The 16315-nt window shown below is 67.5% G+C and carries 15 protein-coding genes; 7 read left to right on the top strand and 8 right to left on the bottom strand.

The features are described from left to right. Positions 1–335 precede the first annotated feature (335 nt). The 4 genes from FYX01_RS21270 (at position 336) to FYX01_RS21255 (ending at position 3683) form a co-directional block, all read left to right on the top strand. On the top strand, positions 336–1082 hold the full coding sequence (locus tag FYX01_RS21270; protein WP_150244162.1) for a hypothetical protein: 747 nt from the start codon (positions 336–338) through the stop codon (positions 1080–1082). A gap of 803 nt (positions 1083–1885) precedes the next feature. After that, positions 1886–2038 carry a hypothetical protein gene (locus FYX01_RS26295; protein ID WP_190394424.1) on the top strand — a complete coding sequence of 51 codons (153 nt, stop codon included), beginning with the start codon at positions 1886–1888 and terminating at the stop codon, positions 2036–2038. Between the two features lie 227 nt (positions 2039–2265). After that, positions 2266–2370, top strand: coding sequence for a cittilin family RiPP precursor (locus tag FYX01_RS26850; protein WP_223830579.1), 105 nt, complete (start codon positions 2266–2268; stop codon positions 2368–2370). Between the two features lie 74 nt (positions 2371–2444). Next, positions 2445–3683: a cytochrome P450 gene (locus tag FYX01_RS21255; protein WP_150244109.1), complete on the top strand. Its 1239-nt coding sequence runs from the start codon at positions 2445–2447 to the stop codon at positions 3681–3683. A 62-nt stretch (positions 3684–3745) separates the two neighbouring features. Here the strand turns inward: FYX01_RS21255 and FYX01_RS21250 are convergent, their stop codons facing one another. Continuing rightward, on the bottom strand, positions 3746–4504 hold the full coding sequence (locus FYX01_RS21250; RefSeq protein WP_150244107.1) for a methyltransferase domain-containing protein: 759 nt from the start codon (positions 4502–4504) through the stop codon (positions 3746–3748). Positions 4505–4970: 466 nt separating this feature from the next. Here FYX01_RS21250 and FYX01_RS26845 point away from each other — a divergent pair, with 466 nt between their 5' ends. From FYX01_RS26845 to FYX01_RS21240, 3 genes are all read left to right on the top strand, one after another. Next, positions 4971–5306 carry an ArsR/SmtB family transcription factor gene (locus FYX01_RS26845; protein ID WP_223830584.1) on the top strand — a complete coding sequence of 112 codons (336 nt, stop codon included), beginning with the start codon at positions 4971–4973 and terminating at the stop codon, positions 5304–5306. Further along, positions 5296–5589 (top strand): rhodanese-like domain-containing protein, encoded by a 294-nt coding sequence (locus FYX01_RS26840; protein WP_223830578.1) that lies wholly within the window; start codon positions 5296–5298, stop codon positions 5587–5589. Before FYX01_RS26845 ends, FYX01_RS26840 begins: the two co-directional genes overlap by 11 nt. 1286 nt (positions 5590–6875) lie before the next feature. Next, the gene (locus FYX01_RS21240; protein ID WP_150244105.1) at positions 6876–8549 is read left to right on the top strand and encodes a flavin monoamine oxidase family protein; all 1674 of its coding nucleotides are present in this window, start codon (positions 6876–6878) and stop codon (positions 8547–8549) included. A gap of 395 nt (positions 8550–8944) precedes the next feature. Here the strand turns inward: FYX01_RS21240 and hydA are convergent, their stop codons facing one another. From hydA to FYX01_RS21205, 7 genes are all read right to left on the bottom strand, one after another. Continuing rightward, positions 8945–10339, bottom strand: coding sequence for a dihydropyrimidinase (gene hydA, locus FYX01_RS21235; RefSeq protein ID WP_190394423.1), 1395 nt, complete (start codon positions 10337–10339; stop codon positions 8945–8947). Continuing rightward, entirely contained in the window at positions 10336–10728 is a 393-nt protein-coding gene (locus FYX01_RS21230; RefSeq protein ID WP_150244103.1) for an allophanate hydrolase-related protein, read from the bottom strand. Before FYX01_RS21230 ends, hydA begins: the two co-directional genes overlap by 4 nt. Next, complete coding sequence (locus FYX01_RS21225) at positions 10725–11579, bottom strand: ABC transporter ATP-binding protein (RefSeq protein ID WP_150244101.1); 855 nt, start codon at positions 11577–11579, stop codon at positions 10725–10727. Before FYX01_RS21225 ends, FYX01_RS21230 begins: the two co-directional genes overlap by 4 nt. Beyond that, positions 11576–12454: an ABC transporter ATP-binding protein gene (locus tag FYX01_RS21220; protein WP_150244099.1), complete on the bottom strand. Its 879-nt coding sequence runs from the start codon at positions 12452–12454 to the stop codon at positions 11576–11578. The genes FYX01_RS21225 and FYX01_RS21220 overlap by 4 nt, the downstream gene beginning before the upstream one ends. After that, entirely contained in the window at positions 12454–13350 is an 897-nt protein-coding gene (locus tag FYX01_RS21215; RefSeq protein ID WP_150244097.1) for an ABC transporter permease, read from the bottom strand. Before FYX01_RS21215 ends, FYX01_RS21220 begins: the two co-directional genes overlap by 1 nt. Continuing rightward, entirely contained in the window at positions 13347–14420 is a 1074-nt protein-coding gene (locus tag FYX01_RS21210) for an ABC transporter permease (protein WP_150244096.1), read from the bottom strand. The genes FYX01_RS21215 and FYX01_RS21210 overlap by 4 nt, the downstream gene beginning before the upstream one ends. A 75-nt stretch (positions 14421–14495) precedes the next feature. Beyond that, entirely contained in the window at positions 14496–16109 is a 1614-nt protein-coding gene (locus tag FYX01_RS21205) for an ABC transporter substrate-binding protein (protein ID WP_150244094.1), read from the bottom strand. Between the last annotated feature and the right edge of the window lie 206 nt (positions 16110–16315).

Genomic DNA, 16315 nt, shown 5'->3' with positions numbered 1-16315 from the left:
CAGTGGTCGCGAACCGGTGCCGGGCGGCGGCCGCGCACTGTGGGCCCCGCTGCCCCGGTCCAGGCACCGCCCCCAGCCGGAGACGGACAGGCCCGGGGCCGGGGAGTGCCTCGTGCCGGATGTGATGAAGGCTCCGGTAAGTTCCGCGTTGTTCGGAGTCGGGTTCCTGGGCACCGAGACCACGTGACCTCCAAGAGGCAGCATGGGGCAGCGTGGACACCCGGCTGAGTTCCGGCACAGGGTTCTGCCCCTGGCCGGAGACCGTACTCGTGCTGTCGGAGCTACGGAGTAGCTTCTCCACGCAACCGATTCTCCTCTGTATGAAGGGTCCGAGCATGGAGTTCCACGTCCCAGGACGTCCCGAGGACCTGCCCTCGTTCGACGCCCTCTGGGCCCGAGCCGCCACGCTGGCCGTCCTGGAGGCGGGCGGCAGCGAGAACCAGCACAGCTACGCCGACGCGGTCGTGCACCACGACGACGGGGGCGGCAACGAGTGGCGGCTCGCTCGGATCGAGGGCGGACGCGGGGTGCTCGTCGGTGCCGACCACGAGTGCGACGATCACATGGACGTCGAGGGCTACGACCCCTACGCCGGCCCCGGTTGGCTGCCTTGGTCCTGGTTCACCGCGTTGGAGAACGACCGTGAACAGGGATTCGCTTACTGGTGGGACGGGGCCGCTTGGAGCCGCACCGACTACCCCGACCTCATCGACAACGACGGCCTGAACCTGCTGTTGCCCCACGTGTCCACCGCGGAGAAGGCGGTCAAGAAGGTTCTGGACTCTCTCGACCTGCGCTCTTCCACGGACGAGTGGGAAGAAGGGTCCCCCCTCGTGCACCGGGTGCTGGAACTGGCCAAGAGCGGCACCGCCACCGAGGAAGAGTGGCGCGAGGACCTGGACGCGGTCCTGACCTTCGCCGCGCATCAGGACTCGCAGTACGTGAGCCGTGGGAAGGACGAGTTCGACGTGGTTCTCGCTCTGGCGGTGGCACGGGCGACCGGCCTGGTCAAGGGCTCCACGGCCGAGGCCAAGCCCGCCGGAAACGGTCGTCCCGAAGGCTGGTTCCCGCGCCTGGGATAGATCCGAACCGAACGCTCCAGGCGCGCGCCCTGAAGCAAACGAACGGTCGCTCCGAGAACCTCGCGAGGTGCCATCAGACGCCGCCGACAGGCCGTGTGTGCTCCGATTATGCTCCTCAGTTCCGGACTGGGACGACACCGGGCGGCACCCCTTGACACGAAACGATGGCAGTGACCGGATGGATAGGGACGAAACAGTACCCTGTGGCACGTAGATGCACGAAAGCACCTTCTAATCCGATGGCCGCGGTTCGAATCCTGCCGGGTGCGCCACAAAATCCCAAGTCAAAAGGGATGTACGACCTCGTCTCAGAGGAGTCACCGCACTGATGGGACCAGGGCGGGACCGAGATGGGACCAGCTCCCTGCTCACCCCCGCCCCCGCCCGTGCCGCCGGGTCCTCCCGACGTCCCGCAGCACCAGCCAGGCCGTCCGCTCAGTCGCCTACCGCGCCACCTCCGGCGACACAATGCCGGCCTGACCCAACATCACCTTCAACAGCCGCCTTGCTGCGCGGGAGTACTGGGAGGCGATCCCGGCACACGCCGCAGCCTCCATCAGAGCCGATACGAGACATCCTGTCCGCACCGGACGGCATCCCGCTGTGGGGCCCGGTCCGAACCCGGCTCTACCCCCGACATCACCGCCGCCCGCATCCACGCCCTGCCAGTCCTGCACAAAGCAGCCGCCGACGGCCTGCCCACCCTGACGGGCAAGAGCTACCAGGGCACCGGGACCGGCGTGCACACCCCGGTCAAGCGCCCTATGAGCCAGGGCGAAGGGGCTCTCCACACAGGAACCCGGATGTACAGCGCGCTGTTGCGGCATGTTCGCGCGCTCGGCGAGCGCACTGCCACCGGGCTCAAGGAGCGCTGGAAGGTGTTGAAGCATGTCACGCTCTGCCCGAACCGGGTCGGAGGCATCGCCCGCGCGGCTCTTGTCGTCAACGTGAAGTGAAAATGATTTTCGTTGAAAAACCCGAGCGACTTCTACCTTACTACCGCGTTTCATGAAAGTGCAGGCTTTGACGTTCTGAGGGCAAACTAGTGATGGAAATCCATCCCCGCGGAGCCAGACTTTGGTCACCGGGTATCCACGTGAACCTCACTCGGACACTACTTTCCCTTGCGGGTGGGACTTGCGTAGCGTTCACTGCGATCTCCGGAACCGCTGGGGAACCGGAATTGATTGGAAGGAAGCAACCAATGAGGAGAGCCGCCTACCGCATCGCCGCCAAACTGCGCATCATCGACGGCGCCCGGCTGACCCGCCCCTACATCTACTACTAGGAATCCGAAGATTCCGCAGTTCTCCCGGCCCGTGCCACCCCCTCGGGGCACGGGCCCCGCCCGGAACGGACCCGATGACGGCCATGACCTCCGCGCCACCGGGGCCCCACGGTGGACGTGGCACCTCCAACGTCGCCGACTTCGCGCTCGACCCGCTCGCCTTCCTCTCCCGTGCGGCCCGCGAGTTCGGCGACGTCGTTTCCCTCACCCCCTCGAACGTGCTCCTGGTCCACCCCGACGACATCCGCCGGGTGCTGGTGGACTGCGGCGAGAACGTCGTCAAGATCAGTGCGGGTGTCCGGCGCGGGCCCACGGGCTTCCCCCTCGCCATGATGAACAGTGAGGGTCTGGACTGGGAGCGCAAACGCGCTCGGCTCCGTCCCGCCTTCCGCAGCGAGCGCTTGGAACACCTGGAACGCGTGGCGCGTGAGGGTGTCGCTCACACCGTCGACACCTGGCGTGACGGCCAGACCATCGACGTACACCGGGAGATGTCAGGGCTGGCCATGCGGATCGGGGCCACGCACATCGCCGGGCGCGAACTCGGCGAGCGGGGCGAGACACTGACCGCCGCCGTGGCGGCCATCATGCGGCTGACCTCGTCTCCGCGTCTTCCGACGTGGTTGCCGACCCGCGTCAACCGGGAACTCAGGCAGTCCCTGCGGACCCTGGACGAGACCCTCGCGGCGCTGATCCGCGACCACCGGCCCACGGGTTCCGACACGGCGTTGGACCGGCTGCTGTCCGACGACCCGCCCTTCGAGGAAGTCAGAGACGAGCTCGCCACTCTCCTGATGTCGGGGTACGAGACCACGGCCGACGCCCTGACATGGCTCTTCTTCGCGCTGGGGGGGCACGGTGAGGCCGACGGCCGGATGGCGGACGACGGCTACGCCCTCGCGGCGGCCAAGGAGGCGATGCGCCTGTACCCGCCCGCGTGGGTGATCAGCCGCGAGACCGTGCGCCCCTTCGAGGCCGGTGGCTACACGCTCCCCCCTGGCACGGTCCTGGGTCTGAGCCAGTGGGTCACCCACCGCGACGAGCGGTGGTTCCCGGCCCCTGAGGAGTTCCGGCCCGAGCGGTGGTTCGGGCGCGGCCCGACCCCCCGCCACGCCTACTTCCCCTTCGGAGCCGGCCCGAGGGGTTGTGTGGGCGCGTCGATGGCTCTGCGCGAGACAGAGGTCATCGCCAGGGAACTGCGCGCGCGGGTGCGACTGGACCTGGTCGACCCGCAGGCCGTCCGGCCGCACCCGGCACTGGCGCTTCAGCCTCGCGGGGTGCGGGCGGTCGTGCGCAGGGAACACCCTGTGTGAAAGCGCCGCCAGGTCAGGGCGGTCGCGCCCAGGAAACGGCCCCGCCTGACGGCTCCACCGGGTCAGGGCCGGATGGCGCTGACCACGAAGAAGGGAACGGCGGCGAAGAGCCTCCCCTCGCGAGCGCGCTCGCACTGGTCTTCGGCCCAGGAGGCGGCTTGTTCCGCTGTGACTGCATCGGCTTCCTCCGCCGCCTCCGCCAGTGCCATGAGCATGGGCAGGACCTCCTCGTCCGTGAACACGAGCACGCTCCCCTCCACTTCGATGCCGGTGAACCCCGCGTCGAGCAGCAGCGCCCGCTGGTGCCGGGGCGCGCGTGCGTCGGGCATCCGATCGGCGTAGGAGCGCAGGATGGAGCGGGTGACCCCGGAGTCGGCGGCGTCCACCATGTAGGCGTCCCAATCCTGTCCGACCAGGACGATACGGCCGCCGGGTGCCAGGACCCGGCGTGCCTCGGCCAGGGCACTCCCGGGGTCGTCCAGGGAGTGGTAGACCTTTTCTGCCCGGTAGCCCTGAGCTGAGGCGTCCGCAAGCGGGAGTTCGTAGGCGTCGCCCAGGCGGAGATCCGCCTCGGGGTGACGCGAACGCGCGGCGTCGAGCATCCGCTGGTCGAGATCGACCCCCACCACGTGCGGCCCTGCGGCGGCGGCCTCGGCCACGGCCCGCCCCCCACCGCAGCCAACGTCCACGACCATGTCCTCCGGTCCGCAGCGCAGCAGTTCTCGGACCCGCGCGCGAAGATCGCGGGCGAAGGGGGTGAGGTCGAAGCGGTCCAGTCGGGCGAGGAGGCGGTCCGTGTCGTAACGCTGGGGAGTCTGCATAGGGGCATCCTGCTCTCCCGCCCCCGTGGGTTCAACGTTTGGCGGAGAGCGGGTCCGGTCCGCTCAAGGCAAGGCGATGGGGCCGCCGTGCGTGAACGGCGGGAACGCCCCTCAGCCGGGCTTACGGCCCGGTTCCCCGCCTCGGGTTCTGCCCAACGCCGCACACGCGACCTCACAGGAAGCGAATCCACCCAGCCGCACCCGGTACCGACCACCAGGGCCGTGGCCAAGCTCAGGTGAGTAGCACCAGCTTCGATGACCACGCGAGCGCAGCCGCGGACGACAACTCCCGTACCTCACCGAGGCGCCGCTCACCCGACACCCGCACCGCTTTGAACACCGAACCAGACCCGAACATCACCACCACCTCCAACGCCGGTCTCACCCCAAGGAAACGGAGAAGGCGAGCGACGAGAAGCGCCCCCGACACACACCAGAGCGTCCATGACACCAGGGCAAGACCGGTCTGTACGAGGCCCTCCCCCGAACGGGTAAGGCCCTGGCCCACGGCAAACGCCTGGAGATCGTCGAGGTCCTGGCTCAGGGGGAGCGCCCCGTTCAGGAGCTCGCCGGCACGGTGGGCCTGAAGCCCATCACCGCTTCGGCCCACCTGCAAGTGTTGTGCCAGGCCGAGCTCGTGGCGGTCCGCAACGAGGGCACCAGGATCTTCTACCGGCTGGCCGGGGATGACGTGGCCGCCCTGACGGCCCTGCGGCCGGGTCGCGGACACCCACCGTGCCGAGGCCGAAGCGATCCGTCGCACCTACCTGGGCGAGGAGGGCACCCGTACGGTGAAGCGTGAGCAGTTGCTGGCCGCTGCCGTCACCGGCCGTGTCCTGGTGTTGGGTGTGCGACCGACCGAGGAATACGCCGCCGGGCACCCGGCCGACGCGGTCTCCATCCCTCTGGAGGAGTTGACCGAACACCTCGACGAGATCCCCTCGGATACCGAGATCGTGGCCTACTGCCGAGGACGCCATTGTGTGCTGTCCTGCAAGGCAGTACGCCTTCTAGAGGAGCACGGCCGCAACGCCCGGCTGATGGAGGACGGAGTGCTCGAGTGGCGTTCCGAGGGCCTCGTCTGATCCGATATCCGCAGGTTCGGATCCTGCCGAGCGCAATAAAAACCCAGGTCAAACTAGGCGCGGGACCTCGTCGCAGAGGAGCCACCGCACTGATGGGACCGGGATGGGACCAGCCCCGCCTTTACCCTTCGGGCCCGCCCCCGCTGGTGCGTCCTGCCAGAATCGCGCAACACCAGCCACTCCGTCCGCTCCACCGCCCACTGGGCCACCTCCGGCGACACGATGCCGGCCTGTCCCAACATCACCTTCGGCGGCTGCCCGGTTCACGAAAGTGACGGGAGGCGGTCCCGGCACACACCAGAATCTCCATCACACCCGGCACGAAACAACCTGTCGATTCCTCTGGTGGCCAGGCTGGGTTATGCGAGCATCCCCGAGACCTGCCGACGGGTGGGCTACGACTGCTTCATCCGCCCACTTGGCCTTCTCGGGCTTGCTTGACCAGCACGAACACCGGCCCCAACCGACAATGAAACAGCCGTGGGTGTGTTCCATGCTCTGGCCTGTTTGGCTGAGGGTGAATGTTGGATGCCCGAGACCATTTGAGCCTTCGCCGAGGTGCCTGAATAGTCACGTTTGCTCCAGCCAGGCCCGTAGTGAACGAGAACGTCTTGCCCGATATTTGCCGAATAATGACAAGCGCTATCCAGTCCGGTGGTGGATATTCGAGTGATTCCCTGTGAGAATAAAGTCTATTGGCATGCTCCGAGGCGAGAGTGAGAGTGAGAGTAGAATACTGTCGGGCACGTACAGCACCCTGCAAACGTGGATAATGCGATCGAAGTCGCCGATAATCTCGAACTCTCCCTGGAGAATACAGTGTCGACCAAGGAGCTGCCGGAGTTATCGACATCGGCACTGTCAAAGAGACCACGGGTGTAGCCGCGAAACCCGAGCCGTCCGCCACGAGGACGGTCGAAGGCGATCTGACGGTCACCCTGACGTTCGTCGCGAGTACGGCGAACCTGGGCGCCGGCACCCCAGTCATCGGAGTCGCCATCGTCAGCCTTCGACTCCTGTAGTTCATGGCTGACCGGAACGCCTGATCTCTTTTAGCGCAACTCAATTCGCACCATGGGGATTGGGAATGTGACCTGAAGCTAGTCTCCTTCGAAGTGCAAAGGAGATGCCCGAGAAGCCAGACCGATGAAATCACTTCATTTTTGACCGGATCGGAGTTTTTCCCGAGGCAGGAAGCGATTAGAAGAATCGCATCCTTGTTGCCAGCGCAACTTCGGTGACCCTCAATTTTCGTTTCATTGATTTACACGAAGGGCCATAGTCTTATGCCTCAGTCATTTTCTTCTCCGGAAGGTTCTTTCGAGGGACACTCGCTGCGGGACGCCTACGCGGAGTGGGCGCGCTCGTATGTCCCCGAACAGGGGATCACCCAGGCGGCGCCCGCGCCGCGTCAGCCCGAGGTCGATGCCTCCAAACTGCACGTGGGCATCATCGGAGCCGGCATGGCCGGGATGTATGCGGCCCTGCTGCTGCAGGCCGCGGGCGCACGGGTCACGCTTTTGGAGGCCGATCCGAAGCGGGTCGGCGGGAGAATCCTCACCCACCGCTTCACTCAGGACCCCGAGCAGTACTTCGAGGCCGGAGCCATGCGGTTGCCGCAGATGGCCGAGCAGCGCCCGGTCTTCGACCTCATCGACCGGCTCAACGACCTCGTGGAACCCAGCAGTGAGATCGAGCTGATCGACTACGTCATCTCCGATCCCAAGGGCAACCGCGTCCTGGTCAACGACTGCCGGGACGCGTCCGGGAACATCATGACCCTGGAGTACGCCAACGCCCACCCCGACCAGCTCGGGTTCGGCCTCCCGGAGCCGGTACGCACCGCAACGCAGATGATCCAGGACGTCATCCGCCCATTCACCGACCTGCTGAAACAGGACTTCAAGGCCGGGTTCAAAGCGATCCTGGCCTACGACAACCTCTCCTTCTACACCTACCTGACCACCATCGTGGGATGGAGTACCGAGCAGGTCGACTACGTCCAAGTCATGACCTCGCAGTCCAACCAGTTCCAGGCAAGCTTTCCCGAGATCGTCATCGAGAACATCGACTTCGCCGAGCCGCGGTGGAAGACGATCAAGAACGGCATGGACCGGCTGCCCAACGCCTGCGCCAAGCTGATCGGCCAGACCAACATCGTGCTGGGCGCCGACGTCCACGCCCTGCAGGAGGTCGGCTCGCAGGTCCAGGTGCACTACACCCGTCAGGGCCGTACCAAGGAGCGGAAGTTCGACAAGGTGATCGCCGCGGTGCCGCCGGCGGTGCTGCGGATGTGGGACACCCCGCAGTGGTCCCCGGCCAAGCAGCAGGCCATCCGCGAGATGAACTACCAGCCCCTCTACAAGATCGGGCTGCGGTTCAAGAGCCGTTTCTGGGAACAGGGAGAGCGGCCCACCCGAGGGGGCCAGTCCATCACCGACTTGCCCTCCCGTTGGGTGGTCTACCCCTCCAACGGCATCGGCGATGAGGGGCCCGGGGCGCTCCTGCACTACTCGTGGATGACCGACGCCTACGTGTGGCTGCCCCAGCCCTCCGAGCAGCGTGTCGCGCTGGCGCTGCGTGACCTTCAGCGACTCCATCCCGAAGTCGATGTCGAGACCGAGTTCATCGAGGCGTTCGATGTGGCCTGGGCCACCCAGTGGGCAGCCGGGGACGCCAAGTTCCTTCCCGGCCAGTTCCGCAAGGTCTTCAACGCCGGACGTGCCCCGGAGAACAACATCCACTTCGCTGGTGAGCACCTCAGTGTCCACCACACCTGGATCCTGGGCGCGTTGGACTCCGCACGCACCGCCTGCGAGCAGATCCTCGGCCGCGATCTCGCCTACCTCAGTCCGGACCACCTCGTCTCACCGACCGAATCCGCCTCCCAGGCGAAGCCGGACTACTCCTGGACACAAAACATCGCACCGATGTGCCTTCCGGTTCCGGAAAGGACCTAGGCCCGCCGAGAGCGGGCGTACTCCCGTACGGTCAGCGAAGGCACGCACCGCGCCGCTGCGGCCGGTGGCATCGTCGATCTCCACCGTCCCGGCACGGGCCATGGCATCACGAAGATGCCGAGGCGCCGCTTCGCCGGGGACTTCGCCGAGCGGGTGTGCGGCCGGGCGGCGCGGTACCGCCGCGTTGCCCGGCCGCACACCCGGCCCGCAACGACATCCGCCCGGATCTCGCCCGCACAAGGAACGTGAAGCCGTGGCCGCGGTCGCTGAGACCCTGGGCCCGCAGACGTCCCCGCCCCTACGCCGACACAGCCTGATCACCGGGGCACTCCACGATGTGGAAGGGCGTATCGTACCGTGCTGGGCCACGGCGATCGCGGTCGCGACCGGGTGTCTCAGCAGAACGTTTCTACCGGGCCCGAGGGGACGCTGCGTCCGCCGGGCCGGGCATCGACCAGTTCACCGTCTCGGACCACGACGCGGCCTCCCACCAGGACCGTCCGGGGCCGACCGGTCATCTCCATCCCCTCGTAGGGGGTGTAGTCGGTGGCCATGTGCAGGTCCTGTGAGCGCACCGTCCAGCGGGCGGCCGGGTCCCACAGGACGATGTCGGCGTCCGATCCCGGCGACAACACACCCTTGCGGGGGTAGAGCCCGTTGAGCCGCGCGGGATTGGCGGCGGCCAACTCCACGAAGCGGGTGACCGGCAGACCCCGCCCCTCCACGTAGGACGAGTACACCACCGGGAGGCGGGTCTCGACCCCCGGGAGCCCGTTGGGCATGGCGCGTACGTCGTGGCGGTACTCCTCCTTCTGTCCGGTGTCGTAGCAGCAGTGGTCGCTGCCCACCGTGGAGATCTCGCCGGTGAACAGGTGCCTGCTCAGGTTGTTGACGGCTTCTCGGGAGCGCAGCGGCGGACAGCAGACGAACCGCTCGGGGTGCTCGCCCGTGTAAACGCTCTCGTCCAGTACGAGGTGGTGGGCGACCGCCTCGCTGTAGGCGCTCTGACCTCGTCGCCGAGCCGCCGCCACCAGTTCGACGGCTTCGGCGGTCGATTGGTGGACGAAGTACACGGGTGCGCCGACCGACTCGGCGATCGCCAGGACCTCGGCGACCGAGGCCGTCTCGGCGAGTTCGGGGCGGGTGGCCGCCATGTGTTCGGCCCCTGCCTCGCCTCGTGCGCCGCACACCTGTTGGGCCTCGTCGATGATGTGGTCGGCCTCGCAGTGGATCACCACCATGCCGCCGGTGGCCCGCATGGCCTTCATCGTTCTCAGGACCGTGTGCTCGTCGGCCATGGTCTCGCCGCGATAGGTGGTGAACATCTTGATCGTGTTGACCCCGAGCGCGGCCATCTCGTGCAGTTGGTCGGCCGTGGTGTCGTCCCACTCCACGACGCATCCGTGCAGCGCGCTGTCGCACAGGCCTTCAGCTGCGGCGGCCCGGCGCTGTTCCACCGCGTCCAGTGGGCTCTGCCCGGGGCGGGGGATGGCGAAGTCCACGATGGTGGTGGTGCCGCCGAGGACCGCCGCGGTGGTGCACTGCGAATAGTCGTCCAAGGAGGTGAACTCGCCCGAGGTGAACCCGACGTGGCAGTGCGGGTCGACACCGCCCGGCATGACGAGGAGGCCGGTGGCGTCGATCTCCTCGGGGTGGGAACCGCTCGGCACGGGGACGCCGGGCGTGACGAGCGCCGCGATCCTGCCTTCGGCGACGAACACGTCGGCCTCGCCCTGCCAGCCGGCGTTGACGACCGTGCCTCCCCGTACCACCAGGTCGACGGTGCTCAAACCGACCCCTTCTCGGCCAGGTAGGCGCGCCAGCCACCCTGTTCGCTGATGTCGGACACCTCCGGCAGCGTCAGGGCGCGGGCGCGCATGCACATCGCCAACGAACCCGACCCGTCGGCCATCTCGATGACGCTCAGTTCCAGCTCTTCGGGTTCCGCGGGGAGTAGGCGCTCGCGCAACTGGGCGTACTCCACCTCGTACAGCTCACCGGGGACGGAGCGGCCGTTCTCCTCCACCGGGTGCAGGCCGGGAAACTCGTCGCGTACCGAATAGAAGCGATAGCGCGGCGCGGTCTTCGCCGGGCCCAGGAAACGGGCTCCCTCCAGGGCGTGGCTGATATCTCCGCCCGACATGGCCTGACCGTTGACGAACATGCGAACTGTGGTCATCGCTTCTCCTCATGGTGGTTCTGTGTGTGTACGGCGCCGCGTCCGGCGGCCCGGGCGCGCTCCGCGGCCGGGTCGGGGACGGGCACGGCGTCGAGCAGGGCACGGGTGTAGGGATGACGGGGCGAGGTGTAGACCTGTTCCCGGTCACCCTGTTCGACCACGCGGCCGGAGTTCATCACCGCGACACGTCCGCACAGATGGTGGACGACGGCGAGGTCGTGGGCGATGAAGAGCAGGGACAGGCCGAGTTTCTCCCGCAGGTCGCCGAACAGGTTGAGGACCTGGGCCTGCACGGAGACGTCCAGCGAAGCGACGGGCTCGTCGCAGATGAGCAGGTCGGGGCCGACCGCCAGGGCTCGGGCGATGGCGATGCGCTGGCGCTGTCCCCCGGAGAAGGAACGCGGGTAGCGGTCCAGGTGTTCGGATCCCATACCCACTGTTTCCAGGAGCTCGACGGTCCGGTCCCTGCGGCGTACCCGGTCGGGTTCGATGCCGTGGACGTACATACCCTCGCCGACCAGATCGGCCACGGTCATGCGCGGGTTGAGGGAGGAGTAGGGGTCCTGGAAGACCATCTGGATCCGGCGCCGGGTGGCGCGCAGAGCCCTTCCCCGGGCGCGTGTGACGTCCTGGCCCGCGATCAGGACCTGCCCGGAGTCGGGGTGCAGAAGACCGGCCACACAGCGCGCGGTCGTGGACTTGCCCGAGCCCGACTCACCGACGAGCCCCAGTGCCTCTCCTCTGCGCACGGTGAAGGACACGTCGTTCACCGCGCGTGTCCCCGACCGTCCGGAGAAAGTCTTGACCAGGTTGCGGGCCTCCAGGAGCGGAGTCTCCTCGGCGGTGTTCACAGCTCTTCTCCCTCGGGTGACACGGAGACGGGATCGGCCGTGGCCGCGGCCGTGCCCAGCCTCCTTCCGGGCTGGTCGCCGATGCGGGGAACCGCGTCGAGCAGGGCACGGGTGTAGGGATGACGGGGCGAGGCGTAGACCCGGTCCACGTCTCCTTCTTCCACCAGCTTTCCGTCGCGCATCACGGCGACCCGCTGAGCGAATCCGGCGACGATGCCGAGGTCGTGGGTGATGAGCAGGACCGCCATGTCCTTCTCCTGGGCCAGTTCGCCCAGGAGTTCGAGCACCTGGGCCTGGACCTGTACGTCCAGTGCCGTGGTGGGCTCGTCCGCGATGAGGACCTGGGGTTCGGCGATGACCGCGATGGCGATCACCACACGTTGGCGCATGCCTCCGGAGAACTGGTGGGGATAGTCGTCGAAGCGTCGCGCGGGGTCGGCGACACCGAGCCGCCCCAGAAGGTCGACGGCGCGCCGCCGAGCCTCGCGGCGCCCCATCCCTCGGATCCGCAGTGGCTGGGTGATCTGCCAGCCCACGGTCTTGACCGGGTTGAGCGAGGCGAGCGGGTCCTGGAAGACGAGCCCGGCACGTGCGCCGCGCACGCGGCGCACCTCCTTGGAATTCATCTCCAGAACGTCCTGGCCGTCGATGAGGACACGGCCGCTGGTCCTGGCCTCGGAGTCCAGGCGCAGAACCGATCGGGCGGTGACGGACTTGCCGGACCCGGACTCACCGACCAGTGCGACCCTCTCGCCTCGGGAGACCGAGAGGTCGACTCCCCGCACCACTTCCTTGAGGCCGTCCGGTGTCGGGTAGGACACGCACAGGTCCTGGATACGCAGCAGGGGCGTTCCTTGCGTGGGGTGCCCGCTCATCAGCGTCCTCCCGTTCTCAGGGTGGGGTCGGTGCGCACACGTAGCCAGTCACCGACCAGGTTGAAGGCGATCGCGGTCAGCGCGATGGCCAGCCCAGGAAAGAGCACCGTCCACCATGCGGTGATGGCCGTGTCGCGTGAGGCGGCGATCATCGCGCCCCATTCGGAGGCGGGAACCTGGGCTCCGACACCAACGAAGGAAAGACCGGAGATGACGAGCATGACGGCCGACACGTCAAGGGTGGTCTGGACGTAGAGCGCGCTCAGGGAGTTGGGCAGCACGTGGCGCAGGACCAGTCTTGTGCGTGACACTCCCAGGACGCGCGCGGATTCGACGAACTCGGCGTCGCGTGTTTCGCGGACCAGCGTTCGCACCAGCCGGGCGTAGCCCGGCCACCAGGTGGCCGCCAGGGCGATCACGGCGGACTGGAGGCTGGGTCCCATGGCCGCCGCCAGCCCCAGGGCCACCACGATCGCGGGCAGGGACAGCCCCACGTCACAGATCCGCATGAGGATCTCATCGACGATCCGACCTCCCAGAGCGGCTGCCGTACCGATCAGTGTGCCGATCACGGTGGCCACGGCGATCACGGCGACGGTGGCCAGGATCGTGGTCCGCCCGCCCGCGAGGACGCGGCTGAGGATGTCCCGGCCGTTGGCGTCGGTCCCCATCCAGTGCTCTGAGCCCGGTGGGGTGAGGGACTTGGCCAGGTCCACGGCGTAGGGGTCCATCGGAGCCAGGTAGGGACCCACCAGCGCGAGGAGGACCATCAGGCCGGCCACACCCAGGGCGGCCCTGTCGACGAAGGTGGTGTGCCCCTGCTTGTTCCCACCCTTGCGGGTCAGGAGGTTCCGCAGCCCCGCGGAACGTGTGGGTACTGGGGTCGTGGTGCTCATGTGCGCTCCCCGGCGAGGTCGGAGGCCTCCGCGGCGGACTCGTCCGCGCCTGCGCGTTCGCGGCGCTTCCCCTTGCGCAGGCGGGGGTTGAGCCACAGTTGGAGCAGGTCGACGACGAAGTTGGCGAGGATGAAGACGACGCCGATGACCAGGACGGCGCCGATGACGGCGTACAGGTCGTTCTGCAACACGGCGGTGACGGAGTAGGCGCCCACACCCACGCGGCCGAAGATGGACTCCACCAGCACGGTGGATCCCAGCATCCAGCCGAGCTGCATGCCGAGGATGGTGCTGGTAGGCACCAGGGCGTTACGCAGACCGTGGGAGATGACCACGCGCCATTCGGAGGCGCCGGTCGCCCGCGCCAGGGTGATGTAGTCGGCGTCCAGAGCTCCGATCATGGTCGAGCGGAGCGTGCGTGTGACCACCGCGATGTAGGCAGCCGCGAGTGTGATCGCGGGCAGGACCAGGTGGCTTATCGCTTCACCGAAGGTGGACGGGTCCCCGGCCAGCAGCGCGTCGACGGTGGTCATCCCCGTCACTGTGGGGACACTGCTGCCGAAACCCAGATGTCCGGTGAGCGGGAACAGGCCCCAGCGCGCGGACAGGAAGGCCTGGAGGATCAGGCCCAGCCAGAAGACCGGGACGGCGGCGCCGAGCAGCGCGACCAGGCGCGCGGAGAGATCGGCCCCTTTGCCCCTGCGGTAGGCGGAGACCACACCGAGCGGAAGCGCGACGGCGACGTTGATCAGCATCGCGGCCAGGACGAGTTCCACCGACGAGGGGAGGACCTGGGCGATGTCTTCGATGACGGGACGTTGGGTGAAGACCGAGGTCCCCAGGTCGCCTTGGGCGACACGGCTGACATAGGAGACGTACTGCTCGTGGACCGGTTGGTCGAGACCCAGGCGCTCGCGCGCGGCGTCGACCTGCTCCACGGTGGCGTTGCGGCCGGCCGCCGCACGTGCCGGATCGCCCGGCAGGACCTGGGTCATGAGAAACGTGACGGTGATGAGGCCAGCCAGGACCAGGATCATCATGCCCAGTCTCTGGGCGATGAACGAGAGCACCGTGCCTCCCCTTCCGGGTGGTGGTTCTGTGGGGGGAGGCGGCGTCGGACCTGCCGACGCCGCCCGTGGCTGGCGTCAGCCCTTGGTGATGCCGTAGACGTCCACGGTCTGGTGGTGAGCCGGGTCGTAGGCGTAGCCCGAGACCCCCTCGCCGATCACGGTGACGTACTGCGGGTTGGACAGGACCATGGCCGCGTAGTCCTCGGCGATGATGTTCTGTGCCTGGGTATAGGCCTCACACCTCTCGTCGGGGTCGGTACTGCGCTGACCCTCTTCGACGAGTTCGTCGACCTCCCCGTCGGAGTAGCCCCCGAAGTTGAGTCCTCCGCCGATGTTGGTCGAGTGGAAGCTCTGGTAGAGCACGGCGTCTGTGTCCGGGAAGGCGGGGAAGGTGTAGATCATGCCCAGGTCCGGAATGCTCTCCGGGTCCGAGGCGATCTCGATGTACTGCGGGTAGGTGATGGCCTGCAGGGTCAGGTCGATACCCACATCGGCGAGGTTGGACTGCAGGAGTGTGGCGGCCTGCTCCATCTCGGCCGTGGCCTCGAGGTAGGTCATGGTGAGCGACGTGCCTTCGAGCCCTTCCTCCTCGATGATCGTCCGCGCGTGGTCGGGGTCGTAGGAAGGCTGCAGGACACCGGGGTCGTGGCAGGCCATCCCGCTGGGAACGACTCCCTGGGCGAGCTCCCCGGCACCCATGAGGATGCTTTCCAGGTGCTGGTCGTAGTCGTAGGAGTGGGCGATGGCCTCACGCAGCGCCCTCTCCTCGGTCTCTCCCTTACCGGTCATGTCGAAGAGGGCGTAGAGCTGGACGTTGGTGTCGGCCCGGTCGACGGTGTAACCCTCGGTCTCCATGGTTTCCCAGTCCTGGGGGGAGATGTCCATGGCGATGTCGATCTCGCCCTGCCGTAGGGCGGTGGCCTGCGTGGAGGCCTCGGAGAGGTAGCGGAAGACGACGTTCTCCGTGTGCCCGTCGGTCCCGCCCCAGTAGTCGGCGAAGAGCTCGTAGGTGGCCTCCTGGTTGGGGGTGTACCCCGTGAGGCTGTAGGGACCGGAGCCGGCGTCGTTGGAGGACAGCCACTGCTGTCCGTCGTCCTCGCCCGCGTTCTCCTCCACCAGGTCGGCGTTGAGCAGGTACACGCGGCTCAGCGCCGACATGAAGGGTGCGTAGGGCTCGGAAAGGGTGATGGTGAGGCCGGTCTCGCCGACCGCTTCGGCCGACTCGTAGGAGGCGAAGAAGGAGGCGACGCCGATCTGTAGGCGCTTGACGCGGTCGAGGGTGTAGACCACGTCGTCGGCGGTGAGTGTGGAACCGTCGTGGAAGACCACGTCGTCGCGCAGTGTCATGTCGATGGTGGTGCCGTCCTCGGACACCGTCCACTCGGTGGCCACGAAAGGAACGAGTTCGTTCCCTTCGAAGCGCACCAGGGCGTCATAGGCCGGACGCGAGACCTCGTTGACGGTGGAGTTGTCGGCCTGGATCGGGTCGAAGGTCGCCGGAGCCTCGTTCTCGGCGATGACCAGGGAGTTCGCCCGGGCGTCGGAGGCTCCGTTCCCACCCCCCGTACCGCATGCGGCCAGAAGGAGGGAGGCCGCGAGTACGACCGCACCGGCGGTGACGGTGTACGCGGTGGAACTGTCCGAACGATGTGCCTGTCGTCGGCCGGGCCGACTGTGGGTGTGTCGCACTGGGGTTTACCTACCCTTCTCTTGTGGCGGTCCTTCCGGTCCGCCACGCGCCCCGACGGTGCGCGCTTCGAGGGCGCGGGTCTGTCCGTGGGGCTTGGGCAACGATCGCGGTACGACGACGGGACTTCCGCGTCCGTTCCGCTGTGGGTTCATCCGTGGGGAGGCGGAGGCCGCCTCTCCACTGATGACTCATGGCGCGGTCCGAC

This window comes from Nocardiopsis quinghaiensis (genome assembly GCF_008638365.1).
In the GTDB taxonomy this organism is placed as follows: domain Bacteria; phylum Actinomycetota; class Actinomycetes; order Streptosporangiales; family Streptosporangiaceae; genus Nocardiopsis; species Nocardiopsis quinghaiensis.
This window is presented reverse-complemented; position numbering and strand designations above follow the sequence as displayed.

Bases quoted from the DNA above. Each gene is read 5' to 3' on its own strand.
- FYX01_RS21230 (WP_150244103.1), bottom strand. From the start codon at position 10,728: ATGACCACAGTTCGCATGTTCGTCAACGGTCAGGCCATGTCGGGCGGA.
- FYX01_RS21255 (WP_150244109.1), top strand. From the start codon at position 2,445: ATGACGGCCATGACCTCCGCGCCACCGGGGCCCCACGGTGGACGTGGC.
- FYX01_RS21215 (WP_150244097.1), bottom strand. From the start codon at position 13,350: ATGAGCACCACGACCCCAGTACCCACACGTTCCGCGGGGCTGCGGAAC.
- FYX01_RS21220 (WP_150244099.1), bottom strand. From the start codon at position 12,454: ATGAGCGGGCACCCCACGCAAGGAACGCCCCTGCTGCGTATCCAGGAC.
- FYX01_RS21270 (WP_150244162.1), top strand. From the start codon at position 336: ATGGAGTTCCACGTCCCAGGACGTCCCGAGGACCTGCCCTCGTTCGAC.
- FYX01_RS21240 (WP_150244105.1), top strand. From the start codon at position 6,876: ATGCCTCAGTCATTTTCTTCTCCGGAAGGTTCTTTCGAGGGACACTCG.
- FYX01_RS26295 (WP_190394424.1), top strand. From the start codon at position 1,886: ATGTACAGCGCGCTGTTGCGGCATGTTCGCGCGCTCGGCGAGCGCACT.
- FYX01_RS21250 (WP_150244107.1), bottom strand. From the start codon at position 4,504: ATGCAGACTCCCCAGCGTTACGACACGGACCGCCTCCTCGCCCGACTG.